General features: G+C 40.2%; 15 protein-coding genes. 3 read left to right on the top strand and 12 right to left on the bottom strand.

The features are described from left to right. The coding region (locus I6F48_RS07095) for an IS110 family transposase (protein WP_197119133.1) at window positions 1-1,210 on the top strand (1,210 nt) is incomplete at its 5' end. A gap of 49 nt (window positions 1,211-1,259) precedes the next feature. Here I6F48_RS07095 and I6F48_RS07100 read toward each other — a convergent pair. From I6F48_RS07100 to I6F48_RS07155, 12 genes are all read right to left on the bottom strand, one after another. After that, window positions 1,260-2,273 carry a hypothetical protein gene (locus I6F48_RS07100; RefSeq protein ID WP_197119134.1) on the bottom strand — a complete coding sequence of 338 codons (1,014 nt, stop codon included), beginning with the start codon at window positions 2,271-2,273 and terminating at the stop codon, window positions 1,260-1,262. A gap of 112 nt (window positions 2,274-2,385) precedes the next feature. After that, window positions 2,386-4,380 carry a hypothetical protein gene (locus I6F48_RS07105; protein ID WP_197119135.1) on the bottom strand — a complete coding sequence of 665 codons (1,995 nt, stop codon included), beginning with the start codon at window positions 4,378-4,380 and terminating at the stop codon, window positions 2,386-2,388. A gap of 115 nt (window positions 4,381-4,495) precedes the next feature. Beyond that, window positions 4,496-4,891 carry a hypothetical protein gene (locus I6F48_RS07110; protein WP_197119136.1) on the bottom strand — a complete coding sequence of 132 codons (396 nt, stop codon included), beginning with the start codon at window positions 4,889-4,891 and terminating at the stop codon, window positions 4,496-4,498. Window positions 4,892-5,459: 568 nt separating this feature from the next. Continuing rightward, window positions 5,460-5,747, bottom strand: coding sequence for a DUF6984 family protein (locus I6F48_RS07115; RefSeq protein ID WP_197119137.1), 288 nt, complete (start codon window positions 5,745-5,747; stop codon window positions 5,460-5,462). A gap of 86 nt (window positions 5,748-5,833) precedes the next feature. After that, window positions 5,834-6,265, bottom strand: coding sequence for a hypothetical protein (locus I6F48_RS07120; RefSeq protein WP_197119138.1), 432 nt, complete (start codon window positions 6,263-6,265; stop codon window positions 5,834-5,836). Between the two features lie 409 nt (window positions 6,266-6,674). Beyond that, entirely contained in the window at window positions 6,675-7,445 is a 771-nt protein-coding gene (locus I6F48_RS07125) for an SDR family oxidoreductase (RefSeq protein ID WP_197119139.1), read from the bottom strand. Window positions 7,446-7,454: 9 nt separating this feature from the next. Beyond that, the gene (gene mmsB / locus I6F48_RS07130; protein ID WP_197119140.1) at window positions 7,455-8,354 is read right to left on the bottom strand and encodes a 3-hydroxyisobutyrate dehydrogenase; all 900 of its coding nucleotides are present in this window, start codon (window positions 8,352-8,354) and stop codon (window positions 7,455-7,457) included. Window positions 8,355-8,378: 24 nt separating this feature from the next. Next, window positions 8,379-9,521, bottom strand: coding sequence for an enoyl-CoA hydratase/isomerase family protein (locus tag I6F48_RS07135; RefSeq protein WP_197119141.1), 1,143 nt, complete (start codon window positions 9,519-9,521; stop codon window positions 8,379-8,381). Beyond that, the gene (locus I6F48_RS07140; RefSeq protein WP_024590175.1) at window positions 9,521-10,312 is read right to left on the bottom strand and encodes an enoyl-CoA hydratase; all 792 of its coding nucleotides are present in this window, start codon (window positions 10,310-10,312) and stop codon (window positions 9,521-9,523) included. Before I6F48_RS07140 ends, I6F48_RS07135 begins: the two co-directional genes overlap by 1 nt. Window positions 10,313-10,322: 10 nt before the next feature. Then, window positions 10,323-11,480 carry an acyl-CoA dehydrogenase family protein gene (locus I6F48_RS07145; protein ID WP_165727517.1) on the bottom strand — a complete coding sequence of 386 codons (1,158 nt, stop codon included), beginning with the start codon at window positions 11,478-11,480 and terminating at the stop codon, window positions 10,323-10,325. A gap of 169 nt (window positions 11,481-11,649) precedes the next feature. Further along, the gene (locus I6F48_RS07150) at window positions 11,650-13,140 is read right to left on the bottom strand and encodes a CoA-acylating methylmalonate-semialdehyde dehydrogenase (protein WP_197119142.1); all 1,491 of its coding nucleotides are present in this window, start codon (window positions 13,138-13,140) and stop codon (window positions 11,650-11,652) included. A 125-nt stretch (window positions 13,141-13,265) separates the two neighbouring features. Then, window positions 13,266-14,447, bottom strand: a complete 1,182-nt coding sequence (locus I6F48_RS07155; RefSeq protein ID WP_197119143.1) for a thiolase family protein — start codon at window positions 14,445-14,447, stop codon at window positions 13,266-13,268. Between the two features lie 330 nt (window positions 14,448-14,777). Between I6F48_RS07155 and I6F48_RS07160 the strand changes: the two genes are divergently transcribed. Both I6F48_RS07160 and I6F48_RS07165 read left to right on the top strand, forming a co-directional pair. Further along, entirely contained in the window at window positions 14,778-15,212 is a 435-nt protein-coding gene (locus I6F48_RS07160; protein WP_166376336.1) for a MerR family transcriptional regulator, read from the top strand. A gap of 46 nt (window positions 15,213-15,258) precedes the next feature. Continuing rightward, on the top strand, window positions 15,259-16,434 hold the full coding sequence (locus I6F48_RS07165; protein WP_165727515.1) for an isovaleryl-CoA dehydrogenase: 1,176 nt from the start codon (window positions 15,259-15,261) through the stop codon (window positions 16,432-16,434). Window positions 16,435-16,438 lie beyond the last annotated feature (4 nt).

The following is a 16,438-nucleotide window of genomic DNA, read 5'->3' on the forward strand; positions in this document are numbered from 1 at the left end:
CGATAAAAAACATGATATTTGTGAACACCCAACAGGCACTAATAAATATCATTACACCGTTATTAAACACACACCTGAAGCGTTGCATGAATGGGCTATGGATATTAAACAGCGTTATCCAGAGCAGAAAATAGCGATTGTTTGTGAGCTTAAAAAAGGCCCGCTTATTTATGCATTAGCTAAATACGACCACCTTACTTTATTTACCGTTAATCCTTGTGCTGTTGCTAAATACCGCCAGGCTTTTACGCCCAGTGGCGCAAAAGATGACCCATCAGATGCCTTTGTACAAGTTGAAATTCTCACGTTACACATGGATAAGCTGTCTGTCATTGAGCCTGAGTCAGCAGCTATACGAACGCTGTCTCAGCTTGTTGAATATCGCCGAAGTTTAGTGCAAGACAGTGTCGATTTATCCAATAAAATAACGGCGACATTAAAGAATTATTACCCACAGGCACTTGAATGGTTTAAAGAAAAGGACACGTATATATTCTGCGACTTCATTCAGAAATGGCCGTCACTCACTGCGGTTAAAAAAGCAAGAAAACAGACTTTACTCGACTTTTTTGAGAGTCATAACTCACACTATTCCACGGTCAATAATGCACGACTAGACAGTATTAAAAATTCAATGCCATTAACTCTGGATGAAGGCGTCATTGTGCCTAATCAAATGCTCGTTGAAGTGCTTATTACGCAATTTAAAGTGTTATTAAAAGGTATTGAAAAGCTCGATAAAGCAATAAAATCGGCTTATAAAGCCCAGCAGGATAAAAAGATATTTGATAGCTTACCTGGTGCAGGTCCACAACTCGCCCCACGTTTACTTGTTGCTTTTGGGAGTAATCGTGCGCGTTATAATGATGCTGCAGAACTTCAAAAATACGCGGGTATAGCGCCTGTTATTGAGCGCAGTGGTCAAAAAATGTGGACTCATTGGCGTTATAGTTGCCCCACTTTTTTAAGGCAAACATTTGTAGAATGGGCTGGCTTTTCTATTCGTTATTCGTTTTGGGCTAAAGCGTATTATGAGCAACAAAAAGCCAAGGGTAAGCCGCATAACAGCATAATTAGATCACTGGCCTTTAAATGGATAAGGATTGTATTTAAGTGTTGGAAAACGAATACACCTTACGATGAATCGACGTATTTAGCGGCCTTAAAACGCAGAGGCTCACCACTTTTAAAATTTGCAGTTAATAGCTAAATTTTACTAGTCGTCCACCTCAGGGCGTGTTGTTAGGAGGTTTTTACGCTTATCCAATCCCTTTTTCTTTTAACATTTTTAATGCAAATACTCCTCGCTCAGAAACCGCCTTAGATGTATCTTTTGAGAATAAGTTTGCAAGTGTTAGAGACTCATCACCAAGTAACTCTATTCTTTTAATAAGGAATTCTGCTGCGATTCTTCTTACTATTGAAGAGCGATCAATTGACGCACTTTTTAACGTTTTCAAGAAAGGATTATTTACAGTTAACTTTCTCTCAGAAGTTATTGGTTTCATGCGGCCTTTACAGTACCTAATATCAGTCCATTCCCACTTTCGACCTTCAAACCAACTCATTTCCCCTTCAAATTGACTTCTATATGCTTTAGCTCTGACAGAAGGTTGAATTGCATTATTAGCTATTTCATCAAGGTATTTATCAAATATTGGTGTACGGCCAATTTGAGAAAAAATAGACGTTAAAGGGCCTGAAGTATCTAAAGTGATTTTTGACCTGAGCGCCTTGCCAATCTCTTTGTTACTTATAATACCAAGTAATACTTCTTTATCTGAATCTTCAATTCTCCCCCAAGAGTTCCAATTTGAAAGAGCTAAACTTAAAGCGTCTGCAACATGAGTAGGATTAGATAAGTTAGCAATTAGTGGAAGCTTTTCTCTTGCTGCTTTTCGTACCTCAGGGACCCAGTCATTCAATCTACGAAGGGTAATAGCAAAGAAAAAACTATTTGGAGCACCTTCAGTTAAAGTGCGCAGTGTTTTCTCTCGTTTGTATCCATCCCAACTGCATAAATCAATCCATGTTAAAAATGGAGAAGGCTTAACCCAAACCTTCCATTTAGGTTGAACTGTAGATTCCAGTGCAGAAGAAAACTCACATCGAATTAATCGTTCCAAATAATCTAAATTCGATAATGGTAAGCAAGATGTAGCATTAATCAGGGTAGACATATCAGCAACCACTTTTTGTCCCGAGTTCATAGAACTCGCAAACTCTTTTATTGCTAATATTACAGACTCTTCCATATCTTGATTAAGCTCCATGCTACTTTACCTCCTAACGCCCAATTAACGGGCTAAAAATTGTGGGCTAAAATGGAGCGAAGCGAACAGCCCACTGTTTTTAGTCCTGTTGAATTGCTTGTTATGCCGATTATCACCTCAACTTCGAAGGAGATACAGGCTTAGTACAGTTAATAATAAGATTGGATATGTTTTTATTAGCATTTATTTTATTAAGTTGAGTTTCCAATTCACTCAAAGCGTTATACTTTCTTGGCCGATCAAACAACTCACATTTGTACCATAGAACCAAATAAACACCATATTTACAGCGCTCACCTTTCAAATAAGCGGGCAATTGTTTAGTTAAGCCTTTCTCAATATTTTCGGCGTGAGCTAATTTTAATTCAACACATAACTTGAGTAGTTTATTTTGACTATTCGTAAATGAAATCAAGAAATCTACTTCTCCATTTGAACTTTCTACTTCTCGAGAAATTTGGATTCCCATAAAATCAAAAATAGCTCTTAAATGGCTAAATATATAAGGTTGCGTTTCTGGCTCTCGGCAAGGAACCTGATTACCATTAACATCGTTCTTCCATAAATATTTGTAGCCACCATGATTTTCGATATTGTGCTTAACAAATAGATCTACGCACCGAAAAACAAACTCTTTTAAACTTTTTTCGGTTTCAATTTTGGTTGAAAGCATTAATTCTCGAATATCAATAAATGCATCAGCCAAGTTTACGCTATTAAGTCTCTCAACAAACCTAGTTAGAGTCTTAGAGTAAGAATCAGGGTTTGTTATTGCGTACAACTTGTGATGTATATTCTCTTTAGTTATTTCGTCAATGTGTTGAACAAAATAGTTAGAGAACATATTTACATTTATATCCTTTTTGTCTATTTCTATATGCTTTTGCAATGCAGTTAAATTTGATAGAAGAGTCTTAACAACAAATTCTTTGTGTGGGTAATAAGTACGTCCAATTAAGGCTTCCTTTTCTGAAAAATCTATATTGTCATAGCCATTTTCATTTAATTTAACGTCAGGGATATATAGTTCCCTAATTGCTATAAGAATATGGGTGTAATTCTTCCCTTCTTCAGGTTCAATATCACAAAAATGGCTCCACCCCATATTTGCTATATTCCACCCACTCATTATTCTAAACATGGGATCAGCCCAAAAAGCAGATATGGGGGATAATATAATTTCTAATTTATCATCAATTTCGATTACTTGTTGATCAACATCGGAACAAACAGATGGGATTGAAAAACGTATTAGCGTTACTATATCTTTATCTTTTGTCGTATTTGTTGATAGCGTCCCATTACCAAATGAAAAGCCATGTACTTCAACACCTCCTGGTTCAGAATTCACAGTGCTTTTTAAATAATCTAAATCTTCTTCCTTTATTAACTCTTCATACTCTTCTATAAAGGAATTAAGTTCAGTCCGACTTCTTAAATTATATGTAGCGTTGTGAGACACGATAGTACTGACTAAAACAGATTTTTCAATTGATGAGTTTGCAGTGTTTAGTAACTCGCTTAAAAAATCACCTGCCTGTATGAATTGTCCCTTATAAACAAAGAATTCAACCGCTTTAGAAACGTATATTGAAAAAACATTACGTATAGAGTCTTTATCTCCAAATATCTCATTACCTGAACTTGAAAGAGCTATGCGACCGAATTTTAGTCTAGCATTTAGTGCGGCTAAACCTTGCGAGCTTATTGCGAAAGATTTTTCTATTTGTTCTTTAAAGTTCTTATTCTCAAAATCAATTACGCATGTTTTAGATATTAAAGAAACGTGAGTTGAATCAAGAAACTTAGTTGTTGCTTTAAAATACAGTTCGAATTCATCTAAATCTGGAGAAGTTAATATAACTGGATATAGGTGATGTAATACAAAACCACAATCGTCTAGCAGGTTAACTTCTTTTCTTCCTTCAGCTGTGTCGATACCAACTTTGATTGAATAGCGTATTTTATCTTTGGATAATTCTTCGATTGTGTTTAAAAACGTCACAAAGTATTTTAAAGCTTCTTTATTATTCCGAGGTTTATTACCTTTTTGCAAATAAGAAACATACTTTAATGATTTTTCAATTATTTTACTTTCAGCAGACAAGTGAACTCCATTCTCGAATATCGGCATAACGCCCCAATAAGGGGCTAAAAATTGTTTGCTAAAATGTTGAGGAACGAAAACAGCAAACTGTTTTTAGTCCCGTTTAATTGGCTTGTTAGCTACCAAACGCCTGAATAATAGCAACAACATTTATAACTAAAACCATAACCACCGCAATATTAACAAAGGTCAAAACGCTCCAATGCCGAATAATAGAAAGTATGGTTAAAAGAGAATTAAACCAAGCTTGAGAAGTAAATTGTACAATCAAGGGGCTAGTCGGAACCCAAGGCTTTCTCGAAAAATGCTGAACAGACACAAAACTAGCAAAACAAATAAATATTAGCGAGACCAAAATAGGAGCTAAGATATTTACAACATGCTCTCCTAGTTGCATTGAGATGAAAGCAGTAATAAAAAATGCACTAAAGAATAATAAAAAGAACTTTGGTATTGAGATTGACTCAAAGAAACTAAATTTTTGGGCTAAATATCTTGGGATAAACTCCACAACTCTTCCTTGGTAGCTAACGCCCTGTTAAGGGGCAAAAAATGGTTTGCTATAATGTTGAGGAACGAAACAGCAAACTGTTTTTTGTCCCTCTTGAACAGCTTGTTAGGTATTCTTTAACCTTTTTAGTTGCTTAGCACCTAAGAATGTACCAATTGGAATAAATAAAAGCCATAGATACGCGAAGTATTTGCAGAAAATGATAAATAGTTTGGAGCTACTTTTTTTATTAATTAACCAAATACTAATAATTAATCCGATTAAAGCTGGAATTATTTGAAGAATAGAAATAACGATACCCGATGAAATTTGACCTGTAACTAATTTAGGATCGTTTGTAGATAATTCTAGAAATGCGGAATATAAACCTGAAAAGAAATTAAATAATGATAAGAGTAAAAAGCATTGTAAAACGATACTTATAAATTTTAATAGATTATACAAACTCGAACCTCTCCTGAATACCTAACGCCCCAATAAGGGGCTAAAAATTGTTTGCTAAAATGTGTAGCGAAGCGAAACCGAGCAAACTGTTTTTAGTCCCGCTTGATTGGCTTGTTATGTGTATTTACGCCAACATTTGGGTTGGAGAAAAATCTACTTTCCAAATGTCCAACTCGTATAAATTCCCTTGCTTATCTATGTTTAACGCTGCCGATACAGGAGTACCATCCAAATCTTTAAACATATATTCAGCGATCTCTTGACCAAGTTGACGGCTGTCATAGTTATAACCTATAGCTAAACTTCCCATTCCACCATCATTCATTGGATTGACAAGTAATTGGGAAATATCTACTTCCAACTTAGCCATCTTAAGCAGTTTAGTAATTATTACAATTTCAGTTGGATTCAAATTCCGCATAAGAGATACACATAACGCCCCAATAAGAGGCTAAATACAGTGGGCTAAAATGGAGCGGAGCGAACAGCCCGCTGTATTTAGTCCTGCTTGATTGCCTTGTTATAAGGCGTTTTAACCGCATACCGTTGATACTTTACAACAAAATCCTTTGCTTGAGCTAAAGTTTCTGGATATGGAACACTATCATAGCAATTTTTAACTGGTCTAATTTTTTGAAACATAAAACCGTGTTCAATAAGGTACTCAACTTTTTTCCATTGTGCGGTATCAGATTTTTTAGGTGGTTTGAAATGACGACCTACACATACAGCAACACCTTTGCAAATTGGGCACTCTATAGATTTAGGGTAATGGCATGGTTCAAGATTATATTGGCGCATATTTGAAGTTCGACAAGAACAGCATACATAAGATAAAGAATATTCAGGTCCTTTTTCCTTTGTCTGAGGTTTAGGCAAGTCCCTATAACCAGCTTGCCTTCTGAGTTCCATTCTCTGTTGCTTATCCATGCTAGCGCCTTATAACAGCTTATTGAACACCACTTTGGGGGTTTATAACACCCCAAAACGGCATATATTACATGGCTCAATAATTCCACCAAACAACTTCAATGTAAACAAGTAATTACGTATGTTATAAAATTACCGTTGTTAAAATACACCAAAACGACTTTTAATAATGTTATTGGACAAAACACAAGGCACTGTCTATACATACAGTCCACATTTGAAGTTGAATATTATATATAAAATTTATCTTTCTAAAGATGATTAAAGATCTTATGTACAATAAGCGTTTACAACAAAATGCCAATGCCGTTATCAATCCTTTTCAAGATTATAAACGTCCTTATTTAAAACAAAAAAGCACAGCCCACAAGCGCCATGCTTTTTTAAATAAACCTTAATCCAGTTCGGTTTACAAACGAATCCCGCCGTCTATTTCTACCACACGGCCGGTAAAAAAGTCGTTTTCGATTATGTATTGTGCGGTATGGGCAATTTCGTCGCTTTCGCCCAAGCGCCCGACTGGCGTTACCGCGAGCATACGTTGTTTGGCTTCGGGCTTCATGGCGTCGGTCATGGCGGTGCTTATTACACCTGGTGCAATAGCGCCTACACGTATACCAAAGCGGCCAAGTTCTTTAGCCCATGTGGTGGTAAGTGCCACTACGCCTGCTTTTGATGCCGCGTAATTTGTTTGGCCTATGTTACCTGCACGCGCTACGCTCGACATATTAACGATTACGCCGCCTTTGCCTGATTCAATCATGTGGCTTGCCGCTTCGCGCCCTGCTAAAAACACACCTGTCAGGTTTACATCAATCACTGATTGAAATTGCTCAAGAGACATTTTTTTAACGACTTTGCCGTCTTTAGCCTTTATAAACATGCCGTCGCGTAAAATACCGGCGTTGTTTATAAGCACGCCAATGTGGCCAAAATCACTGTTAATGGTATTAAATACGTTTTCTACTTCGCTTTCAGCGGTTACGTTTGCGGCATACCCTTTAATGTTGCCTGTGACACCTTCAAGCTGTGTGAGTTGCTCGCATGCTGTATTAAGAAGCTCTTGCGCCATATCTATTAAAGCAATGTTTGCGCCCATAAGTGCAAACTTTTGCGCCATTGCAAAGCCTAAACCTTGTGCGCCACCGGTTATTACTACCGTGTTATTTTTAATTTCCACGCGTTGCTCCTACTTAGAAAACAGTTTAAAAATGGCACTAAAATCATCACTACCTGCACCTTGGTGCTGTAGCATAGTGTATAAATTTTTAGCCATTGAACCCATAGGGGTTGATGAATTACTTTGCTGCGCGGCTTCCATAGCAAGGCCTAAATCTTTAGCCATTAAATCAACCATAAAGCCTGGTTTGTAATCGTTACTTGCAGGTGCGGTATCCATTACACCTGGGCAAGGATTGTAAAGTTCGAGCGTCCAGTTACGGCCAGAACTTGCGGTCATTATGTCGCTAAGTACTTTAGGATCTAGGCCGTTATTAATACCCATTTGCAGTGCTTCGCTGGTGCCTGCCATTAAAATGCTAAGTAGCATGTTGTTACATATTTTGGCAACTTGCCCTGCGCCAATATCGCCTGCATGAAATATGTTTTTACCCATATCACTCAGCACTGTATTTGCTTTATCAAACGCTGCTTTTTCGCCGCCAACAATAAAAGTAAGTGTGCCAGCAGTTGCGCCTGCAACGCCGCCCGACACCGGTGCATCTACAAAGCTTATGCCTTGTTCACCAAGTGCGCTGCCTACAATACGTGCTGATTCTGCATCTATTGTTGAACAATCAATTACTAATGTATTTTTGCTCAGCACGTTAATTAGGCCGTTGTCGTCGTTATTACCTAAGTACAGCGACTTAACATGTTTGCCCGCAGGTAACATACTAATAAGTACGTCAGCATTAGTTGCGCACTGCTTTGCATCAACTGCTGCTTTTGCGCCTTTGCTTGCAAGCTCATTTACGACCGATTGGTTTAAATCGAACACGCTAACAGTATGCCCAGCTTTAATTAAATTAGCCGCCATTGGGCCGCCCATATTACCTAAACCAATAAAACCTATGTTTAATTTACTCATAGTTGTTCCTTTTAGATACCAATTTTATTTAACAGCAAGCTCATTGAGCGGGTGATTTTCGCCAAAGCGGTTAACAAAAAAGCTATCTATTATTGTTTGTGGTACATCACTAAGTGTTTTGTATTGCCAATTTGGCGCACCGTCTTTATCTATTAATAGCGCCCTTACACCTTCTTGAAACTCACCTACTTCGCCAGCGCGAACCGACATACCCAGTTCCATTTTAAAACACGCTAATAAGCTTTTGCCTTGGCTTATTTTTAATTGCTCACTAACCAGTGCACAGCTTAGTGGGCAGCCATGCTTAAGTGATTTTTGAGCGCGTTGTAGCCATTTATCGTCAGTGGTTAATCCTAAAATATAATCAACCTGCTCCTGCAAGGTTGTAAACTCACCCAGCTTTTGAATCGTTTTTAGGTTAGCTTTTACGTTACCTTTGGGCATACGCGCCGACTGGTTATCTAAATAGGTGAGTAAATCGGTTAACCTGTCATGATTTAGACTTGCAGTTTTTCCCCACTTGGCAGTTAAAATTTGCGCAAGCATGGCATCATATTTGTTGCTATCGATAAAGTGATCGGCAAGCGATACAAAACGCGCGTCGTCGCAGTTTATAGAGGCCGACGTTAAGCCTAAAAATAGTCCGACGCTTTGTGGCATTTTATGTAAAAAGTAACTGCCGCCTACATCTGGGTATAAACCTATGGTTTGCTCTGGCATGGCAATGCGTGATGTTTCAGTTACGACGCGGTGGCTAGCACCGGCCATTAACCCTAAACCGCCGCCCATTACTATGCCGTTACCCCAAACAAGGATTGGTTTATCAAAGGTATGAATAAGATAATCAAGTTTGTACTCAAGCGTAAAAAACTCTTCAACTAGGCTTGTTGGTTTACCTTGCGCCATTGCATGATGAAGGCTAACAACATCGCCACCAGCACAAAATGCTTTATCGCCAGCGCCTTTTAACAACACCATTGCAATAGCATCATCGTCTTGCCAAGCTCGCAGTTGCGGCTCAAGTAATTTGATCATCTCAAAATTAAGCGCATTTAACGCTTTTGGCGCATTGAGTGTAATAAGCCCTATCAAACTGCCGTTTTCTGCGGTTGCGGTTTCAAATATCACGGGCTCATCGGCGCTATTTAATAATGTTAAAGCACTCATTAGCCGTTTACCCAATTAGCGCGGCGTTTTTCTAAAAAGGCATTTACGCCTTCTTGTTGATCTTCGGTATCAAATAAACCAACAAATAATTCACGTTCAAGAGGCAATACACTTGCCATTGGTTGATGACGCCCTTTTTGAATCAATGTTTTACACGCGGCTACTGAAGTAGGGCTTTGATCGGCTACTTGGTTAGCAAGCTTTAATGCCGCAGCAAAGCTTTCGCCTTGTGGTACTACTTCTTCTACTAAGCCAATTTGCAGGGCTTTATCGGCTTTTAAGCGCTCGCCGCATAAAATCATGCGTTTTGCCCAGCCTTCACCTACAAGCCATGCTAAATTTTGTGTGCCACCCGCACACGGTAATAACCCTACTTTAGCTTCAGGTAGCGCCATTTGTGCTTGTTCTTCAGCAATACGTATATCGCACGCAAGGGCAACCTCTAAGCCACCGCCCATTGCATAACCGTTAATAGCAGCAACCGACACGCCTCTAAAATTAGTAAGTGCTTCAAACGCTTCACCAAATACACGAGACATGTCGGCGGCTACGCCTTTATCGCCACCTGCAAATACGTTTAGGTCGGCACCGGCGCTAAAAAACTTTTCGCCTTCGCCAGTCAGTACTAAGGCATAAATATTTTTATTATTATTAAGCTCATTAACGGTATTTTTTAAATCAACTAAAGTGTCTTTTGTCCAGGTGTTTGCTGGCGGATTAGACATCGTCAAAATTGCAACATGACCTTCGGTTGTAAGTTCAATACTCGGATTAGATTTAGATTCTGACATACATTGCTCCTTATAAAACGTCGCTTGCTGATTCGGCTAAAATACGGCGCGCGATAATTACGCGCATGATTTCGTTAGTACCTTCTAAAATTTGATGAACGCGTACATCGCGTACATGGCGCTCAAGTGGGTATTCTTTTATGTAACCGTAACCACCATGAATTTGCAGTGCGTCGTTACACACGGTAAAACCAACATCGGTAGCAAAGCGTTTAGCCATGGCGCAGTAAGTGGTTTTTTCAACGTCGTTATTATCAAGTTTAAATGCAGCAAGCCTAACCATTTGGCGCGCAGCTACCAGCTCGGTGTTCATATCGGCTATTTTAAATTGCAGCGCTTGAAACGCAGCCAATGGTTTACCAAATTGAGTGCGCTCTTTTAAATATTCACGGGCGGTATTAAGCGCTGCTTGCGCTGTACCAATTGAACATGTGGCAATGTTAATTCGACCGCCATCAAGACCTTGCATCGCAAATTTAAAGCCTTCGCCCTCAGCCCCTAATAAGTTGTGCGCAGGAATGCGTACATCTTCAAAGCTAATTAGGCGTGTAGGTTGTGCGTTCCACCCCATTTTTTCTTCTGCTTTACCGTATTCAACGCCTTTTGCGTCGGCAGGGACTACAAATGCAGAAATACCCGCTGCGCCTTCGCCGCCTGTACGTGCCATTACCACTAATACTTCGGTTTCGCCAGCGCCCGATATAAACATTTTTGAGCCGTTAATAACGTACTCATCGCCCTCAAGCACAGCTTTTGTTTTGAGTGATGCGGCGTCTGAACCCGAGCCTGGCTCTGTTAAACAATAAGAGGCAAGTAGCTCGCCCATTACTAATTGCTCTACGTATTGGTCTTTAACTGCATCGGTACCAAAACTTGCTACCATCCACGTGGCCATATTATGAATGGTTAACATGGCCGTGGTTGCTGTACAGCCCATAGCAAGCTGTTCAAAAATAATGCTCGAATCTAAACGAGATAAACCAAGGCCGCCGGCTTCCTCTGGCGTGTATAAACCGCAAAAACCAAGCTCGCCTGCTGCTTTAATCGTGTCTTTAGGGAAAATATGTTCGCGGTCCCATTTTGCTGCATAAGGTGCTAGTTCTGACTCGGCAAATTGTCGTGCTGTTTGCGCAAAGGCTTGTTGATCTTCAGATAAGTTAAAGTCCATGTTAGACCTCTTTAATTGTGTAAGTTATGTTAGTTGTGTTGTTAGCGTTTCCCGTTACGGGGATATCGTGACGAGCGGCGAAGGCTTATGTGTGTGTTGTGTGTGAAGTAGCCTTCGCGCCCATCTTTATTATTAGTTATTCTTTTATTTACTCATTTTTTAATTACGATTATTTTAAGTTAATGCTCATGTTTGGACCCGAAGCAATATCGTCTTCAAACCAACGTGAGGTAATCGTTTTAGTTTCTGTGTAAAAACGAATACCTTGCTTACCGTACGTGTGCGTATCGCCGTAAAACGAGCCTTTCCAACCAGTGAACGAAAAGAACGGAAGTGGCACCGGAATTGGCACATTAATACCGACTTGCCCTACTTCAATTTCGTGTTGGAATTTACGAGCTACTGCGCCGCTTGAGGTAAATAACGAGGTGCCGTTACCATAAGGGCTGTCGTTAATAAGTGCGATTGCTTCATCAAGCGTGTCTACAAACATACACGCTAGTACGGGGCCAAATATTTCTTCTTTGTATAAATCCATCTCTTTGGTTACGTCAGTAAATAACGTTGGGCCAACCCAGTTACCTTGCTCAAAACCTTCAACTGTAAAGTCAGAACCATCAATTAAACAGGTAGCGCCTTGTTCTTTACCACCGGCAATAAGCGATAAAATTCGTGCTTTTGCTGCTTTTGATGTTTGTGGACCGTATGCCGCATTTGCATCATCCCACACGCCTGGGCGTACATTTTCAAAGCCAGCTTTAATTTCGTCTACCCATTCGCTCGCTTGGCCTACAAATACAGCAACCGAAATACCCATACAACGCTGGCCAGCAGCACCTACCGATGCGCCTACTAGGTTATTTACAACGTGCGATTTACTTGCATCAGGCATAATAACCATGTGGTTTTTAGCACCCACACACGCTTGTACGCGTTTAAGGTTTTGTGTGCCTTTAGAATAAATATAAGCACCTACGCCACACGAGCCAACAAACGAAATAGCACGCACTGCTTTATCTTCTAATAGGCGGTCTACTTGTGGTTTTGTACCGTGTACAACTTGTAATACGCCTTTTGGTGCGCCGGCTTCAATAAATAGCTCAGCTAAGCGCATTGGTGTTAGAGGATCTTGTTCAGACGGTTTTAAAATAAAGGTGTTACCACACACAATAGCCAGCGGGAACATCCAAAGTGGGATCATTGCAGGGAAGTTAAACGGAGTAACGCCCGCACATACACCAAGTGGCTGCATGTAAGAATACGTATCGATTTTGCGCGCTACGTTTTCCATTGTTTCACCCATCATTAATGATGGAGCATTAGCTGCTTGTTCTACTACTTCAATACCACGCCAAACATCGCCTTTTGCATCTTCAAATGTTTTACCCAATTCGTGGCAAATAATAGTAGCAAGCTCATCGTGATGTTCTTTTAATAGCGCCGCGTACTTCATCATAATGCGAGCACGTTCTGTAATAGGTACATCTTTCCATGTTTTAAACGTCTCAGAGGCTGAGGCAATTGCCGCGTCCATTTCTGACTCTGTGGTACATGGCACTTGTGCAAGTACTTCTTGAGTTGCTGGGTTTATAACATCGATAAGCTCTTTTGATGCTGATTGAATAAATTCGCCATTAATAAGTAGTGGTACTTGGTGCATGATTAAATCCTAGTGTGTGAGTTGTGTGTTCTCTTTTAAAATTGGTAGCGCCGCTTTGTTAGTATTATTAGTGCAGCGCTTTTATAGTTATTCGTACAGCTTTCTTATAACTATTAAATACCTAGTTAATATGCTTCTATGGCCATAGCAACCGCTTCACCGCCACCAATACATAAAGACGCAATGCCTTTTTTAAGGCCTCGATTTTTAAGGGCATGAATAAGCGTTACTAAAATACGTGCGCCGCTTGCACCAATTGGGTGGCCAAGTGCACATGCACCGCCATTTACGTTTACTTTGCTTTCATCAAGTTTTAACTCGTTAATAGCCAGCATAGTTACCATGGCAAATGCTTCGTTAATTTCCCAAAGGTCAACATCGTTTGTAGTCCAACCTGCTTTTTCAAGCACGCTATTCATTGCGCCTACGGGCGCAACTGTAAATTCACTTGGTTTTTGAGAATGTGTGCTGTGCGCTACAATTTTACAAAGCGGTGTTAAGCCCTGCTCTTTTGCTTTTGATTCGCTCATTAATATAAGCGCTGCACCACCGTCTGAAATTGACGATGAATTAGCTGCTGTAATGGTGCCGTCTTTTTTAAACGCTGCACGTAAGGTAGGGATTTTTTCTGGGCGGGCGTTACCTGGTTGCTCGTCAATCGATACTGTTACATCGCCTTTGCGTGTTTGCATAGTGTGTGGGGCAACTTCGTTATCAAAGCTACCATTTTGTATAGCGGCTTTTGCTTTACTTAATGAGCCCAGTGCAAACGTATCCATTTGCTCGCGGCCAATGCCGTATTCGTCGGCGGTGTCTTGTGCAAAACAGCCCATTGCTTTGTTGTCGTAAGCATCTTCAAGGCCATCGCTCATCATGTGATCTTTTATTTCGCCGTGGCCCATACGCATTCCGCCACGCGCTTTTGGAATAAAGTACGGTGCGTTAGTCATGCTTTCCATGCCACCGGCAATAGCAGATTGAATAGAGCCTGCTTTAATTAAATCGTTTGCAAGCATGGCCGCTTTTAAACCAGAGCCACATACTTTGTTGATTGTTGTAGCACCGGTGCTAAGTGCAAGCCCTGCTTTTAACATGGCTTGGCGTGCGGGTGCTTGCCCAAGGCCTGCTGGTAATACACAACCCATAATTACTTCGTCTATTGCATCATTAGCTAAACCAGTTTGTGCAAGTGCACTGGCAATGGCGGTTGCGCCAAGCTCGGTAGACTGCGCATCACTTAACGCTCCCATAAAACCACCCATTGGGGTGCGTTTTGCTGCTACAATTACCACTGATTCTAAAGTCATAACTAACTCCGTTGTAATTTAATGCAAATAATTGTTAGTATATTTGCTCTATTAATTTAGTATTCATTTATTATTTAATACCTACACACAATACTAACGTTTACGCCAACGTCAACTAAAAACAGCTTAATTTTTAGTTTTAAAAGTGTAAGCATTATTTTCCAGTCGTAAGTCTGCATCAAACAAATGAAATTAAACCATTGAATATTAATAATATAATTTAACATTTTACACCAACACTCCTTTATAAATAGTTTCAAATCACGCCAAGCTTTACCTTTACGTAAACTTCACTTATATTGGGGTTATTCGAATGAGGTAAATACAACTATGAAACCAGATAATCAAACAAACTTTGCAAGCTCTGCCAAGGTGCCAGCAAGTAATGAACAAACATTTAGCATTAGCGAACTCGCTAAAGAGTTTGACATTACTACCCGCTCTATTCGCTTTTACGAAGACCAAGGGCTAATAACCCCAGAGCGTAATGGTCAAACACGTATTTATTCAAAACGCGACAAAGTTCGCTTAAAACTAATATTACGTGGTAAACGATTGGGCTTTACGCTTGCCGAAACCGGCCGTTTGTTTGAACTGTACGACGCTGATAAGTCGAGCGCTAAGCAGCTGGTTACCATGCTTGATTTAATAGCTGATAAAAAGTCTGACCTATCTCAACAAATGGACGACATTAAAGTTGTTCTTATGGAATTAGTGACGGCCGAACGCCGCTGCAGAGACACACTTAACAAAATAGACGAGTAGCCTATTTTAAGAATAACAACACACTGACGACACACAGGAATGAATCATGAGCACTATTTCACTATATAAAGAAATGAACTTTGGCCTAGGCGAAACCGCCGATATGATCCGCGACCACGTAAACAGTTTTGCGAGTCAGGAAATTGCCCCGCTTGCTGAAAAAACTGACTTAGATAACGCTTTTCCAAATCAACTTTGGGCACAAATGGGCGAAATGGGCGTACTGGGTATGACCGTATCTGAAGAGTTAGGTGGCGCGGGGTTAGGTTACTTAGAACATGTTATTGCTATGGAAGAAATTAGCCGTGCCAGTGCCTCTATTGGCCTAAGCTATGGCGCGCATTCAAACCTGTGTGTTAATCAAATTAACCGTAATGGCACACAAGCTCAAAAAGAAAAATACTTACCTAAGCTTATTAGTGGTGAGCACATTGGTGCCCTTGCAATGAGTGAGCCTAATGCAGGCTCTGACGTTGTATCAATGAAACTTAAAGCTGAGAAAAAAGGCGATAAGTACATTTTAAACGGTAACAAAATGTGGATCACTAATGGCCCAGACGCACATACATTAGTTATTTACGCTAAAACAGATTTAGATGCTGGTGCTAAAGGCATTACCGCGTTTATTGTAGAGAGTGACTTTCCGGGTTTTTCTACGGCGCAAAAGCTAGACAAACTAGGCATGCGTGGCTCAAACACCTGTGAGCTGGTATTTGAAAACTGCGAAGTACCCGAGGAGAACATTCTAGGTAACTTAAACGAAGGCGTTAAAGTACTTATGAGTGGCCTTGATTACGAACGCGTAGTACTTGCAGCAGGCCCGCTTGGCATAATGCAAGCGTGTATGGATATAGTAGTACCGTACATTCATGAGCGTAAACAGTTTGACACCCCTATTGGGCAGTTTCAGTTAATTCAAGGCAAAGTAGCCGACATGTATACACAAATGAATGCTGCGCGCTCATATGTATACACGGTAGCTCGCTCTTGTGACCGAGGTGAAACCACCCGTAAAGATGCCGCCGGTGCAATTTTATACGCCGCAGAGCTTGCAACCAAAATGGCGCTAGATGCGATTCAAATTTTAGGTGGCAATGGCTACATAAACGAATACGCAACAGGCCGCCTGCTGCGTGACGCCAAATTATACGAAATTGGTGCAGGTACATCAGAAATACGCCGCATGCTTATTGGCCGCGAACTTTTCACTGAAAGCCGTTAAGGAT

Source organism: Pseudoalteromonas sp. SWYJ118 (assembly GCF_015864505.1).
Taxonomy (GTDB): domain Bacteria; phylum Pseudomonadota; class Gammaproteobacteria; order Enterobacterales; family Alteromonadaceae; genus Pseudoalteromonas; species Pseudoalteromonas arctica.

Excerpts from the sequence above, each read along its gene's own strand:
- I6F48_RS07100 (WP_197119134.1), bottom strand. The coding sequence starts at position 2,273 with ATGGAGCTTAATCAAGATATGGAAGAGTCTGTAATATTAGCAATAAAA.
- I6F48_RS07120 (WP_197119138.1), bottom strand. The coding sequence starts at position 6,265 with ATGGATAAGCAACAGAGAATGGAACTCAGAAGGCAAGCTGGTTATAGG.
- mmsB (WP_197119140.1), bottom strand. The coding sequence starts at position 8,354 with ATGAGTAAATTAAACATAGGTTTTATTGGTTTAGGTAATATGGGCGGC.
- I6F48_RS07135 (WP_197119141.1), bottom strand. The coding sequence starts at position 9,521 with ATGAGTGCTTTAACATTATTAAATAGCGCCGATGAGCCCGTGATATTT.
- I6F48_RS07140 (WP_024590175.1), bottom strand. The coding sequence starts at position 10,312 with ATGTCAGAATCTAAATCTAATCCGAGTATTGAACTTACAACCGAAGGT.
- I6F48_RS07145 (WP_165727517.1), bottom strand. The coding sequence starts at position 11,480 with ATGGACTTTAACTTATCTGAAGATCAACAAGCCTTTGCGCAAACAGCA.
- I6F48_RS07150 (WP_197119142.1), bottom strand. The coding sequence starts at position 13,140 with ATGCACCAAGTACCACTACTTATTAATGGCGAATTTATTCAATCAGCA.
- I6F48_RS07155 (WP_197119143.1), bottom strand. The coding sequence starts at position 14,447 with ATGACTTTAGAATCAGTGGTAATTGTAGCAGCAAAACGCACCCCAATG.
- I6F48_RS07160 (WP_166376336.1), top strand. The coding sequence starts at position 14,778 with ATGAAACCAGATAATCAAACAAACTTTGCAAGCTCTGCCAAGGTGCCA.
- I6F48_RS07165 (WP_165727515.1), top strand. The coding sequence starts at position 15,259 with ATGAGCACTATTTCACTATATAAAGAAATGAACTTTGGCCTAGGCGAA.